Origin of the sequence: Shewanella sp. SW32, from assembly GCF_025653365.1 — a bacterium.
Taxonomy (GTDB): domain Bacteria; phylum Pseudomonadota; class Gammaproteobacteria; order Enterobacterales; family Shewanellaceae; genus Shewanella; species Shewanella oncorhynchi.
In genome coordinates, this window is record NZ_JAKKSJ010000033.1 from 35,844 (window position 1) to 57,022 (window position 21,179).

Below are 21,179 nucleotides of genomic sequence, written 5' to 3' on the forward strand. Positions count from 1 at the left end.
GCCCACCACACAGTTTTTATGCGCAGCGAATAACCTGTTCAAGGGTAGATTCTGTGACTTGACTAAACACATCCGCGCGGCCTATTGCCGTTGGGAGCACCAGTCGAATCTGACCGCCTAAAACTTTTTTATCGCGTCGCATATGTTGAATGAAACTGTCGAAATCCATAGATTCCGGCGCACTCACTGGAAGATCAAAAGCTTGTAGTAACTGTATGATACGACAAACTATTGACTCATCGATAAGCCCCAGTGCCTTAGCTGTTTTAGCAGCAAGGACTGTGCCAGCTGACACGGCTTCACCATGCAGCCAATTACCGTAGCCCATTTCGGCTTCAATCGCGTGACCAAAGGTATGACCCAGATTCAACAAAGCACGCACGCCCTGCTCAGTTTCATCTTGGCTAACCACATCGGCTTTAATCTCACAGCAACGAGAGATAGCATAAACTAATGCTTCGGCATCTAAGGTTTTTAGCGCCGTTACATTATCTTCAAGCCATTGAAAAAAATCAGCATCCCACATGATGCCATACTTGATGACTTCCGCCATTCCCGCCGCAAACTCGCGCGCTGGAAGCGTATGTAAACATAAAGTATCGATAAGCACGATTTGTGGCTGATAAAAGGCCCCAATCATGTTTTTACCAAGAGGATGGTTAACAGCCGTTTTACCGCCGACGGAAGAATCCACCTGCGACAATAAAGTTGTCGGAATTTGAATAAAATCGATCCCACGTTGATAACATGCCGCGGCAAAGCCCGTCATATCACCAATCACGCCACCACCCAAAGCCACCAGCACAGAATCTCGACCATAGTTTTGCTGCAGCAATGCAGTAAAAATAGTATCTAGATGTGCTAAGTCTTTGAATTGTTCGCCATCGGGAAGGATAACACTCTCTACCTCACCAAACGAAGCCATCGTCTCTTGTATCTGTTTAAGATACAAAGGCGCGACAGTTTCATTGGTGACGATAAGAATACGTTTTTTAAGCAGGTAGCGAGACAAAGTCTCGCCATCACTCATCAAATTCTGGCCAATGTAAATGGGATAACTACGTACACCTAAATCAACCTGAATTTGCTTCATAAATTCTGCCTAAAAACCTAATTGCTCAATGATCTGATTTGCGACGATCTTTGCGCTTTGATCATCGGTTTTGACAATCACATCGGCAATTTCTTCGTACAATGGATTACGGATCTCTGCAAGATTCTCCAACACTTCTCGAGGATCATCCACTTGCAATAATGGGCGTCGCTTGTCTCTTTGAGTACGAGCGACCTGTTTGTCGATAGTGGTTTCCAGGTAAACCACAATGCCACGAGCAGACAGATGATTACGGATATCTTTGCTTTGTACTGAACCACCACCGGTGGCAAGGACGATACCTTGTTTCTCAGACAAATCAGCAATAACCTGAGCTTCACGACGACGGAAGCCTTCTTCACCTTCGACGTCAAACACCCAAGCAATATCAGCGCCTGTGCGTTGTTCAATCTCTTGATCCGAATCGTGGAATTCTAAATGCAGCATTTGCGCCAGATGGCGACCAATTGTGCTTTTACCTGCGCCCATAGGGCCTACCAGAAAAATATTACGTTTTTCAGCCATTTCTTGTACGTCTGAATCTTATTGAAAAGTATGCCTATATCGACTCAACATCAAGCCGACCTATATGTTACCTTGCTCTTATGAGACTTGACCGAGGATTATCTCAGCTTAGGGTCTACTATGGCAAGCCATGTGCGCTATTTATGCAAAGAATTGTATTCCAGTAATAATAAAGCCAGCAATCACTGCTGGCTTTAGTCGATACATAGCAAGTGCTTAGATCTTCTCACCGACTATTTTTGGGGTTACGAAAATAAGTAGCTCTTGGCGCTCATTTTTGTCTGTTGTGTTCCTAAACAGGAAACCGACTAAGGGAATGTCACCGAGAATAGGGACTTTACTCACACGGCTGATCAAGTTTTGCTGATAAATACCACCAAGGACTATGGTTTCACCGTTATCAACTAGCACTTGAGTGCCAATACGCTGGGTATCGATGGCGACAGCGGGGCCCGTTGGTGTGTCAACCGTCTTGCCCTGAGAGTCTTGGGTGATTTCCAAATCTAAAATAACGCGGTTATCAGGTGTAATTTGTGGTGTAACTCGCAAGGACAACACGGCTTTCTTAAAAGTGACCGAGGTTGCACCGCTTGAAGTCGACTGCACATAAGGGATCTCCACACCCTGCTCAATATAAGCCGCCTTTTGGTTAGAGGTGGTAATACGAGGGCTGGCGATAATTTCACCCTTATTTTCTTGCTCTAACGCACTCAATTCCAAATCAAGAATAGTACCATCTGCCAACTTAGCAACGTGGAATGCGATACTTGTTGGATTGGTCACTGCCGCAGGCAAATTAACGTTTAAACGTTGGTCTGGAGTTGGAATGATGCCGTTGGCAATACTCTGAGCACCTTCTAATGTACCAGAGGTTCCCTTACTGCCCTGCTGATCCGTTACGCCCCAACGTATGCCTAAGTCTTCAGAGACATCATCTTTGACCGTTACCATACGTGACTCGATCAGTACTTGACGAATAGGGATATCGAGTACTTCGACTAAACGATGGATGTTCTCAATCGTTTCTGCCGTATCTTTCACGAGTACAGTGTTGGTACGTTCATCGACCGCAACTGAGCCGCGTGGCGATAGTAAGCTAGAATCTGCGCTTTTCAGCAGCTCAGCAATGTCGATCGCTTTGGCATAGTTAATTTGCAAGTACTCAGAATACAAAGGTGCTAACTCTTTAACTTCTTGCCTATTTTTGAGATTTTGGCTTTCACGAATAGCCAACTCTTCGCTCGGTGCCACCATTAAGATGTTGCCTTCGATACGCTTATCTAGGCCTTTGGTTTGTAGAATCAAATCTAATGCTTGGTCCCAGGGCACATCGTCCAACCTCAAGGTGATGTTGCCTTCAACAGTATCACTCGTGACTAAGTTAAAATTGTTATAGTCAGCAATGATCTGCAAAACAGTACGTACAGGGATATTTTGAAAGTTAAGCGATAAAGTACGGCCATTGTATTTTTTAACATCTTTCTTGGCGGCAACTCTCTCAACTTTATTCATAGAGAGTCTAAAGAGATTATCCTCTTGCTTATAACTGAACTCATATTCACCAGCAATATCAACTAAAATGCGCGTTGTTAGATCTTCTTTAAATGTCTCGAAGCTTTTTACTGGCGTTGAAAAATCTTTCACATCCATAACATAAAGCAGATCACTATTAATATCAGTGTTATATAACTTAACTTCGAGTTTAGCGCCCACTTGCTCAACGTTAACGGCAACAGAGCGGTTATTCAAATAGACCAATAACTCACCGCCACCATTTTCATTACGACGAAAATCGATATTTTTAATGCTATTAACGAAGGGATTTTCTGCCTGAGTCTGAGCGCCTGCAACCTCATCATTAATAGTGAGTCGATATGAGTTACCCATGACTGAACCTTGGTAAGGTTTCACTTTGGACATACCTAAGGTGACTTTAAGACGAGTATCTTGCTGCTCAGTCATCATGTCAGTTACACCGACTTGATTAATGGGTAAGCGATCCTTAGATAAACCAGAAATACTATTATCAAAGGTTAATACGAGCTCTGCAGGCGAGGCATTAGAGTCAATAACTGGCGGTGTTACCGCTTCTTCAAATACCAACTCTAGCTCTAACTGATGGTCAACCAAGGCATGGTACTTAACATCCATTAATCGGTTTGCAGCATAACTCGATGGCAAAATTCCAAATACCAATGCGATCCCAATAACAGACTTGATTAAGCCTGAAGAAATTAACGGGACTTTTATCGCGGCAGAAGATTTCATTATTCCCTCATCCTTCGCTCGTTATTCTCCAGAAAGTTCTAAATTGCTCGTCCTTTCGGACCAACAACCTGAACCATCTGGAATTAATTCTACTACTTCGACATTTTGTGAAGTAACTTTAGAAATGCGTCCATTAAACAGACCTAAATACTCACCAACGCCCATCCGATAAACACTGCCGTCATTTGTTTCAACTAACGCCCAAGTTGTATCGGCTTCACTTAAGGTGCCACGCATTTTTAAATTATCTAAAGGATAAGTTTCTAATCGTCCTTTTCGACGCTTTAAGTCCGGTTGTAAACAATCTTTGCTGGTATCAACAACTTCTTCCGTTAACTCACGTGAAGGTGGTACAAAAGGGCTACGCATTAACTCGGCTTGATAGGCAAAGTGCTCAAATCTTGGCGGCTCTTTCAAGGGCGGGATATGAGCAACGTGTTGCGCTTTGGTTGTAGTAACAAATAGCTCTAAATCACTACGATCGCCAACACAACCCATTAAAAAAAGACTCAAGGCTAACAAAGGTAAGAATTTCATTATTTCTTCCCCTTATTAGCAGGTTTTTCAGGCGGTAATTCAGCCCCTTCTTTAAAGCGATATGTCTTGGCTAAGATATCCATTGCTAAGTTGCCGGCTTCATCTCGCTTAATGGTGAAATCATGGAGGCTAACGATACGCGGCAGCTTAGCGACACCACTCACCATACTACCTAGCTGATGGTAATCTCCCGTCACAGACATTTTAATTGGAAACTCAATATAGAAATCCCGCTGAATTTCGGCCTCCCAATTCAAACTATTAATTTTGAGTCCTGCATCCGTAGCCACAAAAGTTAAATCGTCTAGCAAACCTGGCATTTCATTTTCAGATGGCAGCATCTTCAGTAACTCTGCAAACTGTACTTCCATCGTCGCTAGCTGATCTCGGTAGAGTTTTAAATTTGCCGCAAGTTGATACTTATTCTTGAAATCATCTCTGAGCTGCACTTCTTTATCTTGCTCTGCGGTATAAATATCTACCGAATCGGAGACGACCAAGAAATATCCCGCAGCAAAAACACAGAGTGCTAAAAGGATCGCGAAAAAGGTTTTAACTTGATTTGGCCAACCACCAATATTTTCAAAGTCGATATCATTAAATTGACTTAGATCGAGTTTCATTTACTCGCTCCTTTTGTCATTTTCTCAGGCTCATCTACACTCGCGCCTTTAATAGTGACTCTCAAACTAAAACGCTGTAATTGCCGTAACTCTTCATTTTGGGTCACGATCGATTGCATATTAGGATCGGTTAACCATTCGGAAGTTTTCACTTTTCGCATCATGTTGGCGACGTTATTGTTCGATTCACTACGCCCTTCAATCAGCAACAAACTGCCCTTTTTCTCTAGGCTAGATAGATATATTCCTGGAGGTACAATTCGAACAAGCTCATCTAACACGTGAGTAGGCAAATTACGGGATTGCTGTAGATTAAGAATAATTTCTGTACGCCGCTCAATATCTTTCTTACGTTCAGTAATTTTCTTGATCTCAGAAATTTGTGTTTCAAGCAGACTGATTTCCGATTGCAAATAAGCGTTACGTGCTTTTTGCTCATCTGTCATAACATCTAATAAAGAGACTGCGACATAGACTAAAATCGCCGACGCTAAAAATACTGCCGCTAAAATACCAATATAGTCGCGCTTTTGTTTTTCTCTCGCCTCTTCTCGCCAAGGGAGTAGGTTTATGTTCGCCATTGACCGTAACTCCTCAATGCTAAGCCACAAGCAACCATATATTTGCTGATTGTAGGTTGCAGCGCACTTTTAACAGACTCATCGGCATGCAAACACCCTTGAAAAGGATCGGCGATAATAGTGTGAACACCCAATTCATTCGTCAGTAAATTAGCCATACCTTCTAATTTAGATGTCCCACCGCATAATACGAGGTAGTCGACTTTATCTTTACCGCTGGAAGTGCAATAAATCTGCAGCGTACGTTTTATTTGTTGTAATAGCTGAGTTTGAAAAGGTGACAAAACTTCAAACATATAATTTCGTGGTAAGTCGCCTTCAATCTTTGCTTTCTCAGCTTGATCATAAGACATGCCATAGAAGGATAATATTGACTGAGTAAATTGCTCACCACCGAAAGCTTGCTCACGAATAAAAGTCGTCTCACCCGATTCAACCACAGAGAAAGTCGTCATATTCGCGCCGATATCAACCATAGCGACGGCTTTATGTTTCGCTCCTTCTGGAAGCTGAGCCAGAATTAACTCGGCAGCTCGACCTAAAGCGTAACCTTCAACATCCACCACTTTAGCCTCAAGTTCCACGCTATCCAGCGCATCGACTCTGACATCAATATTATCAGTGCGGCATGCGCTCAACAGCACATCAACTTTAGTAGGATCGGTACTGTTTACGTTTAGCGTTTCAAAATCTATGCTAACTTCATCGAGTGAATACGGAATAAGGTTATCGGCTTCAATTTCTATCTGTGCCTCCATTTCTTCCTCACTAAGGGAGGCATCCATGTAGATCACTTTCGTCATCACAGCAGAACCCGAAACAGAAACAGCGGCATATTTAACGGATTTAGGCAGGCTACGTTTTATTTGCTTAAGGCATTCAACAACGGCATCAGCATCACGAATATCATGATCGTTAACGGCCCCCTTCTTAATGGGTACCGCGGCATGACTCAATATTTTGTATCCGTCAGCAGTCTTACTCAACAAAATGGCCTTAACTTCATGGGAACCGATATCGATTCCCACCATCTGCGGAGCCTGACGCTTCCATAAATTTGAAAGCATATCCATTGTCACTTTTTTATTTATATTTCAGTAAAAGAGATTAGCACAAAATCAACTTGTTATACTTACTTGTATCGAATGTTTCATCATTTTACAAATGCTATTTTGTGAGTCTCACGTTTTTACTTCACCAAGACGTGTGCGCCTTATATACTGTCGCACTTAACAGAACATTAGGATAAATTTTGGTGAAGTGGTTAAAACGTATTGTTATAGCACTATTCAGTCTAGCCCTTTTGGGCGTAGGCGCCATTGTGGCAGCATACTTTTATGTTTTGCCGGATTTACCGGATGTTTCAACACTAAAAAATGTGCAACTTCAAACACCTTTACGTATTTACAGTAGTGACGGCAAACTTATTTCTCAATTCGGTGAGAAACGTCGCATTCCACTAACGTTAGACGAAGTGCCAAAACCTCTGCTACAGGCGTTTATCGCAACCGAAGATGCCCGCTTTTATGAACATGGTGGTATAGATCCTGTTGGCGTGCTTCGCGCTGCATTAGTGATGTTGACCACTGGCGAGAAAAAGCAAGGTGCGAGTACGATTACCATGCAGGTCGCACGTAACTTCTTCTTAACCCGCGATAAGACTATTATTCGTAAAGTGAAGGAGATTTTTATCTCCTATCATATTGAAGAGTTACTCACCAAAGATGAAATTTTAGAGCTCTACGTAAACCGCATTTACTTAGGCCAACGGGCCTACGGTGTTGGGGCTGCTGCGCAAGTGTATTTCGGTAAAAACGTGCAGGAACTCAGCTTATCTGAACTGGCCGTTATTGCAGGCCTACCCAAGGCGCCCTCTACACTCAATCCAATCACGTCACCTTCGCGTGCATTGGCTCGCCGTAATGTCGTCCTCATGCGGATGAATGAAGTCGGCTACATCAGCCAAACCGAATACCAAGCGGCACTACAAGAGCCATTGGTGGCCAGATATCATGGCGCTGAAATTGATCTCTATGCCCCTTATATTTCTGAAATGGCTCGGGATTACATGGTACAGAAGTACGGTGAAGAAGAGGCCTATACCAATGGCTACAACGTCTATACGACTATCTCATCGGATCTACAACTTAAAGCTCAACAGGCACTGCGTAATAACGTCTATGCCTATGATGAACGCCATGGCTACCGTGGTCCTGCTGCCGTATTGTGGACGGACGAAAAACCTGAGCCTGCTCAAATCAAAACTGAACTAGCCAAGATTGCTTCAGTACAAGAATTGCAACCCGCCGCAGTCATCAGCATTGCAGATCAGCAAGCCAGTATAATGACCGCCAAAGGCGAAACTAAAGTCATTACTTGGGATGGATTGAAGTGGGCACGTAAGTTTATTACTGATAAGCGTCAAGGCAGTGTACCGAAATCAGCTTCTGACATGCTCAAGGTCGGCGAGCGTATTTGGATCCGTGATAACGGCCAATATTTGCAACTATCGCAAGTACCAGAAGTCGCCAGCGCAACAGTATCACTCGACCCCAAAAATGGTGCTATTCGCACTTTAGTTGGTGGTTATAGCTTTAGCCAAAGCCAATACAACCGAGTGACTCAAGCGAAACGTCAATTAGGTTCGAATATTAAACCTTTCATCTATGCCGCAGCATTAGAGAAAGGCTTTACCTTAGCGACCCTCATAGACAATGCGCCAATTAATAAACCTGATATCAGCCAAGGCACTGCATGGCGCCCTAAAAACTCACCCGATATCTATGGCGGCCCCACTCGTTTACGTGTGGGTTTAGCGCAATCTATTAACGTTATGTCTGTGCGTGCAATGCGACATGTCGGACTCGACGAAACCATTGCTCAACTTGTTGAATTTGGTTTTGATCCTAACGACTTACCTCGCAACGAATCGATTGCATTAGGTTCGTCTTCAGTCACGCCATTGCAAGTAGTTACTGCATTTAACGTATTTGCTAATGGCGGTTTCTTACTCGAACCTTTCTATATTGATCGCGTAGAAGATGCTTACGGCAATGTTATCGAAAAAGCGAACCCTACATTGGCCTGTAAGCCTAGCCAAAGTCTTAGCCAACCAGTTACACCGAGCGATCCTATGGCGTTCAGCGTAAGTGGAGACTCTAGTGCTGAACCTAGTGCCCCCGTTGCGCAGTGTTTCGAACAAACTGGTCGCTACGCTCCGCAAATTATTTCAGAGCAAACGGCATTCCTCATTACCGAAGCACTGAAGAGCGTGATCTGGGGCGGCGGCGATTGGAGTAAAGGCACGGGTTGGCAAGGTACGGCTTGGCGCGCGGCAAAATTGATTAAGCGCCATGATATTGCAGGTAAAACGGGTACTACCAACGAATCGCGCGACACTTGGTTCAGTGGTTTTAGCCCAGTCATCACTAGCACCTTCTGGGTCGGTTTCGACGATCACGGTCGCCAACTGGGTAGAACCGCATGGAATGCAAACGGCGAAAAAGATCAGATAACTGGCGCCGAAGCGGGTGCGAAAACAGCTGGTCCGGGCTGGAACGAGTTTATGAACAGTGTCTTACAAGGCACACCTGAAACAACCTCGATTCCACCAGAAGGCATAGTTTCGGTACGCATCGATTTAGCGACGGGTAAACTGACCCGTAAAACCGACTATACCAGTGCGTTCGAGTACTTTATTTCAGGTACAGAGCCGAAGGAATACATCAGCGAAACTCAGGATGAAAACAATTTATTCATCGATGCACCAACCGATGATTTATTCCAATAAACAAATGCTAAAAAGTCATTACCACTAATTGTGGCCCAATAAAAAACGCGACCTAATGTCGCGTTTTTTATTGGCTTGAATTGTGGATTTGAATAACTCGCTAACGTACTTTCTTGGCCGCAATCGCCTGCTGAATTTGTGGCAATGCAGTACCACCGAGCACGTCACGTTTCGCTAAACAAGCTTCAATAGTCAGATTTGGATAGACATCATCTTCAATGATAGCGGCAAAAGTTTTTAATTCGGCCAAGGAGAAATCCTCGAGCGGAATTTGCTTCGCTATCGCAGCAACCACGACTTCACCCACAACATGGTGCGCCTCACGGAAAGGCATACCTTTAGACACGAGATAATCAGCAAGCTCAGTAGAATTTGCATAACCTTGCTGTGCGGCTAACAGTGCATTAGGACGATTGACCTTCAAACCTGACAACACTAACGCCGCCATATCGAGGCAAATTGCCCAGCTATCGACCACGTCAAACAGGCCTTCTTTATCTTCCTGCATATCTTTGTTGTACGCCAAAGGCAGCGCTTTCATCGTCGTGAGAATGCCCACTAAGCTGCCATAAACCCGGCCCGTTTTACCACGGATAAGCTCTAATGCATCAGGATTTTTCTTCTGTGGCATCAGGGATGAACCCGAAGTCACTTCATCACTCAGGGAAATAAAGTTCGCTTCACCTGAGTTAAAGAAAATCAAATCTTCAGCCATACGGCTTAAGTGCATCATGCTGATCGATGCGGTTGAACAAAGCTCTACCACGTGATCTCTGTCTGATACGCTATCTAAGCTATTCAGCGTTGGCGAGGCAAAATTCAGCGCCGCGGCCAGAGCATGTCGATCCATCTTATAAGCTGTGCCTGCTAATGCTCCAGAACCTAAAGGACAGGTATTAGCGCGGGTTAACGCATCGCTTAAACGGCTGATATCCCGCTCAGTCATTTCCACATACGCTAAACACCAGTGGCCAAATGTCACAGGTTGCGCGCGCTGCAAGTGAGTATAACCCGGCATTACCGCATCAAATTCACGCTCAGCCAACGCCAGTAATTCAGCATGTAAACCTTGAAGGCGCGCGAGTAATGCTTTGCCTTCGGATTGACACCAAAGCTTTAAATCGGTGGCAACTTGATCGTTACGGCTACGACCGGTGTGCAATTTCTTACCGAGATCGCCCACTTTGGCAATCAAGGCCGACTCGACGAAACTGTGAATATCTTCAGCGCCCGAGGCGAGAATAATCGCCGGATCGCCCTGTACTTCCACCAGTAAGTCATTAAGCGCTTTTTTCAAGTCACTGCATTCTGTGGCTGTGATAATTCCCACGCTGGCAATCGCATCCGCCCAAGCAATGGAGCCGACCACATCCTGTTCGAACAAGCGATAATCCACAGGCAACGAATCGTTGAATAATTTGAATAGCGCGCTCGTTTCGCCCTGAAATCTTCCACCCCATAAAGCCATGCTAACTCCCCTTACTCACTGCTTATTTAAAATCGACTCATCTGAATCAAAAACTAAATCAAAACCTAAAAACAAAAAAGGGCGCTAGGCGCCCTTTTACACGACCTATTACTTACCCTTAACGTCATTAGCGTTGAGTGCGCGGATGCGGCTCGCTAATGAGTACAGGCGGATAAAGCCTTCTGCATGCTTTTGATCGTAAACTTGATCTTCACCGAAGGTGGCAAACGCTTCAGAGTACAAGCTGTTGGGTGAACGTTTCTTCACTGCGCTCGCTTGGCCTTTATAGAGTTTTACCACAACTTCACCATTAACTGACTCAGCCAATGACTCAGATGCTGCCAACAGTGACTTACACAGTGGTGTGAACCAACGGCCGTCATACACTAAATGCGCCATTTGTGCGGCGACTTGCTCACGCCAGTTACGGCTAGTCTTGTCGAGTACAAGCTCTTCAATCGCACGTAGTGCTGCGAACATCACAGTGCCGCCGGGTGTTTCATAACAGCCACGAGACTTCATGCCGACTAAACGGTTTTCAGTGATGTCGATACGACCCACACCGTGTGGCGCAGCAATCGCGTTTAATGTCATCAGTGCAGCATAAGGCGTTAGGGCTTCACCATTCACTTTAGTAATACGGCCATGTTCTACTTCTAGCGACACATATTCAGGCTTGTTCGGTGCATCTTCAGGATCGGCAGTCAGTGTCCATACGCCTTTGCTTGGCTCGTTCCATGGATCTTCTAACTCACCACCTTCATGGGAAATATGGAAAGCGTTGGCATCACGGCTATAGATTTTAGTCGCTGACGCTGACGTCTTGATGTCACGTTCAGCTAAATAGGCCAGCAGATCTTCACGGCTCTGCATAGTCCATTCACGCCATGGTGCAATCACTTTTAAATCAGGTGCTAATGCGGCGAAGCAACCTTCGAAACGCACTTGGTCGTTACCTTTGCCGGTACAACCGTGACACAGAGCATCGGCGCCCACTTTACGAGCCACTTCAACCTGCGCTTTGGCAATAATAGGACGCGCCATTGACGTACCGAGTAAATAAGTGCCTTCGTAAATCGCACCGCTCGCAATCGTTGGGTAAATATAGTCTTTAACGAATTCTTCTTTTAGATCGACGATATGACATTCAGAAGCACCTGAAGCTAAAGCTTTTTCAGTCAAGCCAACCAGCTCTTCTTCGCCTTGGCCAACGTCGGCGCAGAATGCGATGATTTCGCAGTTATCGTAGTTTTCTTTTAACCAAGGAATAATGGCCGAGGTATCTAGACCACCTGAATAGGCTAAAACCACTTTTTTCACGCCAGTATTTTTTATCTCGATAGACATCTTAAATTCCTATGACTCGTTTCTCACCTAGGAGAAAACAGGCTGCTAAACAGGGTTAATTTAACTAAATAAGGTTACCAGTACCGCATTTTGGGCATGCATCCGATTTTCGGCTTGTTGCAGAATTAAGGATCCTGCACCGTCCATCACTTCATCTGTTACTTCTACACCACGGTGGGCGGGCAAACAATGCATAAAAAAGTTAGCGCCCGCTTTCGCCATCAGAGCTTTGTTTACTTGGTATGGTGCAAACTTCGCTTTGATATCCGACAAAGGCGTTGGATCGCCCATTGAAATCCAAGTATCAGTATAAATAGCGTCGTGACCTTCAATCGCATCGATATCTGAAGTCAGCACTATCTTGCCGCCATATCGTTTGGCGAGCTCTTGCACTTCTGCCACTACGTAGCCATCAGGAAAGTGACCCGCAGGGCAGATCACTGTCATGGTGGCACCGAGAATAGCCGCACAGTACATCAGCGAGTTAGTGACATTATTACCATCACCAACATAAGCTAATTTAGCTTTACTGACATCCTCAAACTGCTCTGCCAGTGTTAAAAAGTCAGCTAAGGCTTGGCAAGGATGATAAAGATCCGACAGCGCATTGATCACGGGCACTGAGCCGAACTCGGCTAATTGTTCGATAGTGGTGTGTGAATAGGTTCTCGCCACAATTGCGTCGGCCCAACATGACAGGTTAGAAGCAAAGTCAGCAACCGATTCCCGTTTTCCCAGTTCACCATTTTGCTGGTCTAGGTATAAACAGTGGCCACCGAGCTTATTAATACCGATATCAAAGCTAACGCGTGTTCTGAGTGAGGGCTTTTCAAATAACATCACCACACTCTTGCCATCCAGCGCATGACGATACTCAGCCGGATTGGCTTTAATCGTTTTTGCCAAGGCAATTAGATCCTGTAACTGCTGCTGGGTTAAGTCTTTTATCGATAGTAAATGCTTCATAACCTACTCCACTTATGGTTGGATTTGTGTTCCTACGGCTTCACCTTTTGCTAATGCGATTAGTTGGCTTGCATCACGCCACGAGGCAACTTGTACCGCCTGCCCCATCCACTGTGCTACTTCGAGCGCAGCTTCAACTTTGACCTTCATTCCCTTTTCGATCACACCTTGCTTAACAAGGTCTGCTATCTGCTTGCCATTTAAACTATGGATGAGCTGGCCTTTACCATCGAGCACCCCAGAAACATCCGACAGCAGCACTAACTTGCCGCCCACTAATTTGGCTAATGCCGTCGCCGCTTGGTCTGCATTAACGTTAAGCATTTGGCCATCGTCCATCATGGCGATGGAGCTACAAATCGGCATCCAACCTTGCTCGAGGATAAACTTAAGATAAGTGCCATCGTTTGGCGTGACTTCGCCCACTAGGCCTAAACGCTCATCTTTAATCTTAGCCGAAACAGTATTGCCATCGGCGAGGCTCATGCCCACACTCACAATGCCAGCCTTAGTCGCTGCGCCTTGAAGAATTTTGTTCGAAGTACCCGCAAGTGCGCCGGCAATAATCGGCATTTGCTCAGGCGGAGTCACACGCAAACCTTCTAACTTGACGGTTTCCATACCATTCGCTGCTAGCTGCTCATCCACCAGACAGCCGCCGCCATGCACCATCAACACTTGCTGACCATTGGCTAACATAGCCGCAGCCGTATCCATCAATCGCGCCATCCCCATTTCACATTGCAGCAGCGCGCCGCCCACTTTAAGCACTAATACTGAGTTGTTTGTAGACATCTTGACGACTCTCTTAAATAAGGATGAACAATTAAAGGTTAAAATGAATCTTTATGCATTGCAGCGCTTGGCTGGCAGCACCTTTCATCAAGTTATCGATGGCACTGGCTACCACTAAGTAACCACTATTCTCATCAAACTTCCAACCTAAGTGACAGTTAGGTGTCAGCACCACATCGTCCACTTTCGGGAACTGATTGTGCTTTACGGTTACCAATGGCGCCTGGTCATATACACTATAGGCCGCTGCCACATCGGCAGTCGTAGTGTCTGGTTTTAGCTGCACAGTAATGGTCGCTAAAATGCCACGCTTAAAGTTGCCAAGGTGCGGGGTAAATATCACTTCTTGGCCAAGTTGAGTGGCGATCTCGGGTTGATGTCTATGGCCTAATACGCCGTAAGGTGTCAGGCTCACTTCACAAAAACTGGTGTGTAACTGCGCTTTACGGCCCGCCCCTGTTACGCCGCTCACGGCATTGATAACCGGATAAGCCGATGTCAGTAAACTCACTAGCGGCTTTAACGCTGTCAATGATGCGGTCGGGTAACAACCTGGCACGGCAATCATCTTAGTCGCAGCGATTTCTTTAGCATTCCATTCGGCAAGGCCATACACGGCTTTGGCTAAAACTTCAGGATATTCATGCTCAAAGCCATACCACTTCGGATATTGCGCCACATCACTGAAACGATAGGCACCGCTTAAATCGAATACCGCTAACCCTTGGCTATAAAACCAAGCCGCTAAATGCAGGCTCACCGAGTGCTCAGTCGCGAGCACCACAGCATCGGCTTCGGCAACGATTTTTGCCTTAGCTTCATCGGACAATGGCGACAGCGTTAATGCGATATGGCTGTAGCTAGGATACAAATCCGCTAAAGGTTTACCTTTATCTAAACTGTTTTCAGAAACATACAAACCCTGAATCGTCAGATCTGCTTCTGCATGGATTAAAGCGGTCAGTTGCGCGCCTGTGTAACCACTGGCACCAATAATGGCGATATTTTTCATGTTTTTTGTCTTATTAACCGAATCAAAGAAACTTAAAGAGTAGATGAATAGCTTACACGCAACCGCGCATATCTATGATGACAAGACTATCGTCGCAGGAAATCGTAATAGGTTGTTATTTTATTCACTGTCAGGTTAATGCTGTGCATCATGATATTCACTCTACAGGTCACAGGGGGTGACTCATCTCAACTGATGGCTAGACTACCACAAAGATCTACTTATGCAATATATGTGAATATATATTTTTAATTTATTTTCATATTTTAAGCTCAAACTGGGATATCGAAAACACGCCGCCCACTCAGCTAACTCGTTAATAACTCAGTTATCCAGGGTCAATATGAGCCAAATCAGTCCTTTTCATTAACAGCTAAGATACATGTCTGCAAAGCATAAAATGATGCACTTCATATTCACTTGCACTAATCATCAAAAAATATTGCGTGACTTCGCATTTCTATTGAATATTCTTCATCAAATACCGTGATTGGTTGCATATCGGATAAGCCAGTCGTATAAGTTATAAGTTCTGCTGTTGACCATAGCCCCAAGTGATAGGTATTGTGCTAACGGGCTATATACCCAAGCTACCTGAAGATACGAGTTTCAGAGCGCCTAGGGTGCTTCAATTCAAGGCGCATCAATGAAAGAATGTCGGCCACCTTTTAAATTGATGCAACACGGAAGTGGAGTGCCCTAGGTGCTCCGTCCCGGCGGGTTTTAACGCACTTTATGCTGCGTTGGTTATTTTTAACTTAGCCCGCTAGGCCTGCAAATAACTGCCTTGCCTAAAGTGCATTAAACTCCCGCTGAATCCTGCATCTTCAGGTTGTTTGGGTATATACAAAGCGAATTTTCATGTTTTTCTATTCGGAGTAACTATGTCAGTAACCATGGCAGACAATATGACAGATATGTATGCGTCATTAAGATCGAACGTGAGTATGTTAGGCCAAATCCTTGGTGATACTATGCGTACCCATCTTGGGGACTCTTTTCTTGAGAAGGTTGAACAGATCCGTAAGCTTGCCAAAGACTCACGCCGAGGCGATCAAGCCGCCAGAGAGCAAATGCTCGAGTTACTGACAGCTTTGCCAGACGAAGAATTAGTCCCTTTTGCAAAAGCTTTTAACCAATTTCTTAACTTAGCTAACTTATCCGAGCAATTTCATACTATCAGTCGTAATTGCGACGAACTTGTCTGCGTACCAGACCCAGTGGAACAACTCCTAGGCCGCATGCTCAATGGTCGTGTCGACCAAGCTAAAATGCTCGACTGTCTAAAAACACTGGATATCGATCTGGTACTAACAGCGCACCCCACTGAAATTTCCCGTCGCACCCTGATCCAAAAATACGCCGCCATTGTCGACTGCTTAACAGAGCAAGAAAACGACCAACTGTCGGATAGAGAACGTCAACAGATCAATCTGCGCCTGCGCCAATTAATCGCGCAAATATGGCACACCAATGAGATCCGCCGCGAGCGCCCCACTCCAGTGGATGAAGCCCGCTGGGGATTATCCACCATTGAAGAGTCACTCTGGCATGCGGTGCCTGACTTCTTAAGACAACTTAACGATCGAGTGCAGCAACGTACAGGACAACAATTACCGATTGATATCGCGCCAGTGCGCTTTTCAAGCTGGATGGGCGGCGATCGCGATGGCAACCCGTTTGTTACCGCAAAAGTCACCCAAGAGGTGCTCGACCGTAACCGCCATGCTGCCGCCAGATTATTCTTAAAAGATATCGTGCTGCTGGTCGGCGAACTGTCGATGGAAGAAGCCAATGATGAGTTAAAGGCTTATACCAATAACAGCTGCGAACCTTACCGCCACGTGCTGCGATCTATTCGTCAAAGACTGCGCGATACCATAGATTATTTGAATGCGCGCATCGAAGGCCACAATCCTGAAGTCGATAAGTCGAGCCTGATTTGGCAAGAAAGCGATCTCAAAGCGCCGCTAGAAATGCTCTATAAGAGTTTAACCGACTGCGGTATGCGCTTAATTGCCAACGGTTTATTGCTCGACATTCTCCGCCGTCTCGCCTGCTTTGGCATTCATATGCTCAGGCTCGACATTCGCCAAGATGCCAGCCGTCACAGCGATGTGCTCGCCGAGTTAACTCGCTATCTCGGCATGGGTGATTTCAACCATTGGGACGAGACTGAGAAGCAAGCCTTCTTATTACGCGAACTCAGCAACCGTCGTCCACTGATCCCAAGTAACTGGCAACCCTCGGCCGATGTGGCCGAAGTGCTTAATACCTGTCGTTTGATTGCTAAACATCCGGCAAAAGCACTCGGATCCTATGTGATTTCGATGGCAGGTAAACCATCGGATGTCTTAACGGTTTTACTGTTACTCAAAGAAACGGGCTGTTCGCACCCCATGCGTGTGGTACCGCTGTTTGAAACCTTAAGTGACTTAAACAACGCCGCGGCCTGTATTACCGATTTGCTCGATATCGACTGGTATCGTGGTTACACCAAAGGCATGCAAGAAGTCATGATTGGTTACTCTGACTCTGCTAAAGATGCCGGTGTCATGGCGGCGGCTTGGGCTCAGTATTACGCCCAAGAGCAGTTAGTGGCGGTCTGTAAACAAGCGGGCGTCAAGCTCACATTATTCCATGGCCGTGGTGGCAGCATTGGTCGCGGGGGTGGTCCTGCACACAAAGCGATTCTATCGCAACCACCAGGTTCGGTAGATGGCCGTATTCGTGTCACTGAGCAGGGCGAAATGATCCGCTTCAAGTTTGGCTTACCAAAACTCGCGGTTCAAAGCTTGGCCCTGTATACCTCGGCCGTATTGGAAGCAACCCTATTACCACCGCCAGAGCCGAAGCAAGAATGGCGCAATTGCATGCAACGTATCGCTGAAGAATCAGTGGGTGCTTACCGTGGCATAGTGCGTGATGAACCTGATTTTGTGGCTTATTTCCGCGCGGCAACGCCAGAAGTGGAATTAGGAAAACTGCCACTCGGCAGCCGTCCAGCCAAACGTCGTGTCGATGGTGGGATTGAAAGCCTGCGAGCCATTCCATGGATTTTTGCTTGGTCGCAAAACCGCTTGATGTTACCTGCATGGCTCGGCGCAGGTGAAGCACTACAAGCCGCCAGTGAACGCGGTGAGATGGGCTTACTGCAAGATATGGAGCGGGAATGGCCCTTCTTCAGCACTCGCATTTCAATGCTGGAAATGGTCTACGCCAAGGCGGAACCTAATTTGGCCCGCTACTACGAAACCTGTTTAGTACCTAAGGAATTGCATCACTTAGGCGAAACCTTGCGCCAACGCTTAGATCTGGGCATTAAAGTCGTGCTTGAGCTGACAAAATCGGATAGTTTAATGGCGCATACACCGTGGAATCGCGAATCAGTTAAACTGCGAAATCCGTATATCGATCCATTAAACTTCTTACAAACCGAGCTATTAGCGCGGACACGTAAGGAAACAACCGAAACTCCTGCGTCTGAACATGTACAGTTAGCGCTAATGCTGACCATTGCAGGTGTGGCAGCGGGTATGAGAAACACTGGTTAATGAAAAAACTTTCCCGCACGATTTGCTTGGGACTGACTGTACTGCTTGGCGGCTGCGTCTCGCAGTACAGTATCAGCGAGCATGAAATGGAGCAGTACCTCAGTAAAGAGATCCATTTTGAGATTAAACAAAGCAATCAATTAGTTGGCGCAGAAGTACGCATTAACGACATCAGTGTCAAGCTAGGTGCAAAACCTGACACTATGAGCGTAAGTGCCACAACTCAAGTATCAATTAAGAATCCGATCTTTCCATTGAGTGCCAAACTCACGACGACTTTCGAAGCCAAGCCTTGGTATGACAGCGCAACGCACAGTGTCTATCTGCGCCAACTCGAATTAGTCAAAGTGGAATCAACGCCCAAGGATATTGAAAAAGCGATTAGCAGTACCACGCCGCAGGTGATGGGTTATCTAAGGCAATTCTTAGAAAACCAGCCTGTGTATGTACTAGATACCAAGGACAGTAACCAAGCACTGATGGCAAAAATGACCGAAAGCATTCAAGTTGCCCCAGGCAAATTAGTGCTTAAGTTCACTAAATAATCTGCCATTTTGTATCTCTGTAGAAGTTAAAATGCTCCCTCGGGAGCATTTTTGTTGGCGGGCATAAACGGATATATACCCGTATAAGAGTTACTTACTGAATCGCCCAATCGACTGATAATCGACGATCACAGCTTCAGCTAAAAGCTCACGTCTTAGCATATCGTAAGCCACAGCAGCACTTAAACTGCGTACCAGATCCCGTGAACGTCTCGGTAGTTTAATCATTTGACTATAAACACCGCCGCGAGTTGCTAAAGCGATCGCCACAGTGCCCACAGGTTTCTCATCTGTGCCACCATCGGGCCCCGCAATTCCACTGGTTGCCAGCGCATAATCACTGTCTAAAATTTGCCTTGCCCCCTTAGCCATTTCTTCCACAGTCGCAATAGAGACAGCACCATGATCATCTAAGGTTGAAGGATTAACACCTAACACGCGCACTTTAGATTCATTACTGTAAGTCACTAATCCGTGCTGTAAGTAAGATGAACTGCCAGGGAAATCAACTAACTGACTGGTGATCATGCCGCCAGTGCAAGACTCGGCAACGCTTAAGGTCAAGCCTGAGTTAAGTAGCTTATAATGAATTTCTTCGGCAAGAGTGGCTTTATCTTCCGCAACAACCGCAGTACCCAGCACCATTTTGATGTGCCCAGCGACGCGAGGTAATACTGCAATCGCCTTCTCGCCACGGGCGAAAATCTTAATCTCAATATGCGGCATAGAAGAGCGGTAACCAATAGTAATGCCTTCTGGCAGCTCTAGCGGTTCTAACTTATCTGCCAAAGCGGACTCACCTTGGCCTATGGTCAATAGTTTCTTTAAGGCGACCTTAGCATCAAGGTTAAACTCTTCACGAATAAAGGGCACAAACTGCTCTGTAACCATGTGCTTCAGCTCAAAAGGCACACCTGGCGTAAAGAATAACCAAGCGCGGTTAAGCTTAACTCTAAAACCACAAGCGGTTCCCACAGGGTTATCAACCATCACAGCTGAGGCTGGTAGCATAGCTTGCTTGAGATTACTTAAAGGCATTTCACGGTTATTACGGGTAAACCACTCCTCTAAACGCTCACGCCACTCCGCATTCTCAACCAATGGTTCGCCCTTCGCCTTCGCCATCGCTAAAGCAGACATATCATCACTCGTCGGCCCGAGACCACCATTAACGAGAATCACATCGGCATGTAAGCTACGTTCTTGGAAAACCGCAATCAGATCCTCAAGACGATCGCCGACGGTCACTCGACGCTGGATCTCGACACCATGCTCCATCATAGTACTGGCAAACCAAGCGGCGTTGGTATCAACAATCTGTCCCGCCAACACTTCTTCCCCAGTGCAAATCATCTCTAACTTCATCTCAGATCCTTATCTACCCCAATAAATTAAAACATAAGGTAAGTAACCGCTTAACTAATAGCAATAGCTAGGCTCGATCGAAAACTAAGATAGCTGTAGCAAAATCGGAGCATTGACAAAATAACCGTACAAATAACCGACAACTATTACTTATTATTGATGTCATGAAGAGTGAAAGAGAGTGTTAAGGAGAGAAAAAAGGAGGAAAACTGACTAATTGAATAGATACTAGGCTGGATTTAACAAATTACAGACGCAAAAAAGCCAGCTTATTCAGCTGGCTTGGTTACATCTCAATGAGATAATTAGGCGCTTGGCGATGACCTACTCTCACATGGGGAGACCCCACACTACCATCGGCGCGTTTGCGTTTCACTTCTGAGTTCGGGATGGGATCAGGTGGTTCCACAAGGCTATTGTCACCAAGCAAATTCTGTTTATTACCGTGTCCATCTCTGGCTCACGTTAATAATAATTCGGAAAGCTGATTTTCTGTTGAGTCTTTAACTTTATCAAGTGTCGATATTCTGTCTAAGGCTTCTTTGTAAAACCCATCTGGGTTGTATGGTTAAGCCTCTCGAGTCATTAGTACATGTTAGCTCAACGCCTCACAACGCTTACACACCATGCCTATCAACGTCCTAGTCTCGAACGGCTCTTTAGAGGAATTAAATTCCTAGGGATGACTCATCTTAGGGCTCGCTTCCCGC

The 21,179-nt window shown here is 45.6% G+C and carries 16 protein-coding genes and 2 rRNA genes; 3 read left to right on the top strand and 15 right to left on the bottom strand.

What is annotated here, in order from left to right; genetic code table 11:
• Positions 1-16: 16 nt before the first annotated feature.
• The 7 genes from aroB to L5M28_RS18225 all read right to left on the bottom strand — a co-directional run bounded on the left by aroB (position 17) and on the right by L5M28_RS18225 (position 6,694).
• On the bottom strand, positions 17-1,093 hold the full coding sequence (gene aroB / locus L5M28_RS18195) for a 3-dehydroquinate synthase (protein WP_113941457.1): 1,077 nt from the start codon (positions 1,091-1,093) through the stop codon (positions 17-19).
• Positions 1,094-1,102: 9 nt separating this feature from the next.
• Positions 1,103-1,618 (bottom strand): shikimate kinase AroK, encoded by a 516-nt coding sequence (gene aroK / locus L5M28_RS18200; RefSeq protein WP_006083542.1) that lies wholly within the window; start codon positions 1,616-1,618, stop codon positions 1,103-1,105.
• Between the two features lie 216 nt (positions 1,619-1,834).
• Complete coding sequence (locus L5M28_RS18205; protein ID WP_113941458.1) at positions 1,835-3,886, bottom strand: type IV pilus secretin PilQ; 2,052 nt, start codon at positions 3,884-3,886, stop codon at positions 1,835-1,837.
• A gap of 21 nt (positions 3,887-3,907) precedes the next feature.
• The gene (locus tag L5M28_RS18210) at positions 3,908-4,423 is read right to left on the bottom strand and encodes a pilus assembly protein PilP (RefSeq protein ID WP_105250537.1); all 516 of its coding nucleotides are present in this window, start codon (positions 4,421-4,423) and stop codon (positions 3,908-3,910) included.
• On the bottom strand, positions 4,423-5,046 hold the full coding sequence (locus L5M28_RS18215; RefSeq protein ID WP_105250538.1) for a type 4a pilus biogenesis protein PilO: 624 nt from the start codon (positions 5,044-5,046) through the stop codon (positions 4,423-4,425). Before L5M28_RS18215 ends, L5M28_RS18210 begins: the two co-directional genes overlap by 1 nt.
• Positions 5,043-5,627 carry a PilN domain-containing protein gene (locus L5M28_RS18220; RefSeq protein WP_105250539.1) on the bottom strand — a complete coding sequence of 195 codons (585 nt, stop codon included), beginning with the start codon at positions 5,625-5,627 and terminating at the stop codon, positions 5,043-5,045. The genes L5M28_RS18215 and L5M28_RS18220 overlap by 4 nt, the downstream gene beginning before the upstream one ends.
• Positions 5,615-6,694 carry a pilus assembly protein PilM gene (locus tag L5M28_RS18225; protein WP_105253014.1) on the bottom strand — a complete coding sequence of 360 codons (1,080 nt, stop codon included), beginning with the start codon at positions 6,692-6,694 and terminating at the stop codon, positions 5,615-5,617. The genes L5M28_RS18220 and L5M28_RS18225 overlap by 13 nt, the downstream gene beginning before the upstream one ends.
• Positions 6,695-6,882: 188 nt before the next feature.
• Here L5M28_RS18225 and L5M28_RS18230 point away from each other — a divergent pair, with 188 nt between their 5' ends.
• Positions 6,883-9,417 (top strand): penicillin-binding protein 1A, encoded by a 2,535-nt coding sequence (locus L5M28_RS18230; protein ID WP_263196803.1) that lies wholly within the window; start codon positions 6,883-6,885, stop codon positions 9,415-9,417.
• A gap of 100 nt (positions 9,418-9,517) precedes the next feature.
• Here the strand turns inward: L5M28_RS18230 and argH are convergent, their stop codons facing one another.
• The 5 genes from argH to argC form a co-directional block, all read right to left on the bottom strand.
• A complete protein-coding gene (gene argH / locus L5M28_RS18235; protein ID WP_263196802.1) occupies positions 9,518-10,885 on the bottom strand; it encodes an argininosuccinate lyase in 1,368 nt (455 codons plus the stop codon).
• A gap of 108 nt (positions 10,886-10,993) precedes the next feature.
• Complete coding sequence (locus L5M28_RS18240; RefSeq protein ID WP_168826067.1) at positions 10,994-12,232, bottom strand: argininosuccinate synthase; 1,239 nt, start codon at positions 12,230-12,232, stop codon at positions 10,994-10,996.
• 60 nt (positions 12,233-12,292) lie between these two features.
• The gene (locus L5M28_RS18245; RefSeq protein WP_105250543.1) at positions 12,293-13,198 is read right to left on the bottom strand and encodes an ornithine carbamoyltransferase; all 906 of its coding nucleotides are present in this window, start codon (positions 13,196-13,198) and stop codon (positions 12,293-12,295) included.
• A gap of 12 nt (positions 13,199-13,210) precedes the next feature.
• Entirely contained in the window at positions 13,211-13,993 is a 783-nt protein-coding gene (gene argB, locus L5M28_RS18250; RefSeq protein ID WP_212601371.1) for an acetylglutamate kinase, read from the bottom strand.
• A 31-nt stretch (positions 13,994-14,024) separates the two neighbouring features.
• Positions 14,025-15,005, bottom strand: a complete 981-nt coding sequence (gene argC, locus L5M28_RS18255; RefSeq protein WP_263196800.1) for an N-acetyl-gamma-glutamyl-phosphate reductase — start codon at positions 15,003-15,005, stop codon at positions 14,025-14,027.
• Between the two features lie 884 nt (positions 15,006-15,889).
• Here argC and ppc point away from each other — a divergent pair.
• Entirely contained in the window at positions 15,890-18,559 is a 2,670-nt protein-coding gene (gene ppc, locus L5M28_RS18260) for a phosphoenolpyruvate carboxylase (RefSeq protein ID WP_219251825.1), read from the top strand.
• Positions 18,559-19,104: a DUF1439 domain-containing protein gene (locus L5M28_RS18265; RefSeq protein WP_263204120.1), complete on the top strand. Its 546-nt coding sequence runs from the start codon at positions 18,559-18,561 to the stop codon at positions 19,102-19,104. Before ppc ends, L5M28_RS18265 begins: the two co-directional genes overlap by 1 nt.
• 90 nt (positions 19,105-19,194) lie before the next feature.
• Here L5M28_RS18265 and L5M28_RS18270 read toward each other — a convergent pair whose 3' ends face one another.
• From L5M28_RS18270 to L5M28_RS18280, 3 genes are all read right to left on the bottom strand, one after another.
• Complete coding sequence (locus L5M28_RS18270; protein ID WP_219251827.1) at positions 19,195-20,469, bottom strand: CinA family nicotinamide mononucleotide deamidase-related protein; 1,275 nt, start codon at positions 20,467-20,469, stop codon at positions 19,195-19,197.
• Between the two features lie 311 nt (positions 20,470-20,780).
• A 5S ribosomal RNA gene (rrf, locus tag L5M28_RS18275) occupies positions 20,781-20,896 on the bottom strand.
• A gap of 137 nt (positions 20,897-21,033) precedes the next feature.
• Positions 21,034-21,179: ribosomal RNA gene (locus tag L5M28_RS18280) — 23S ribosomal RNA — on the bottom strand; the annotation flags it as partial.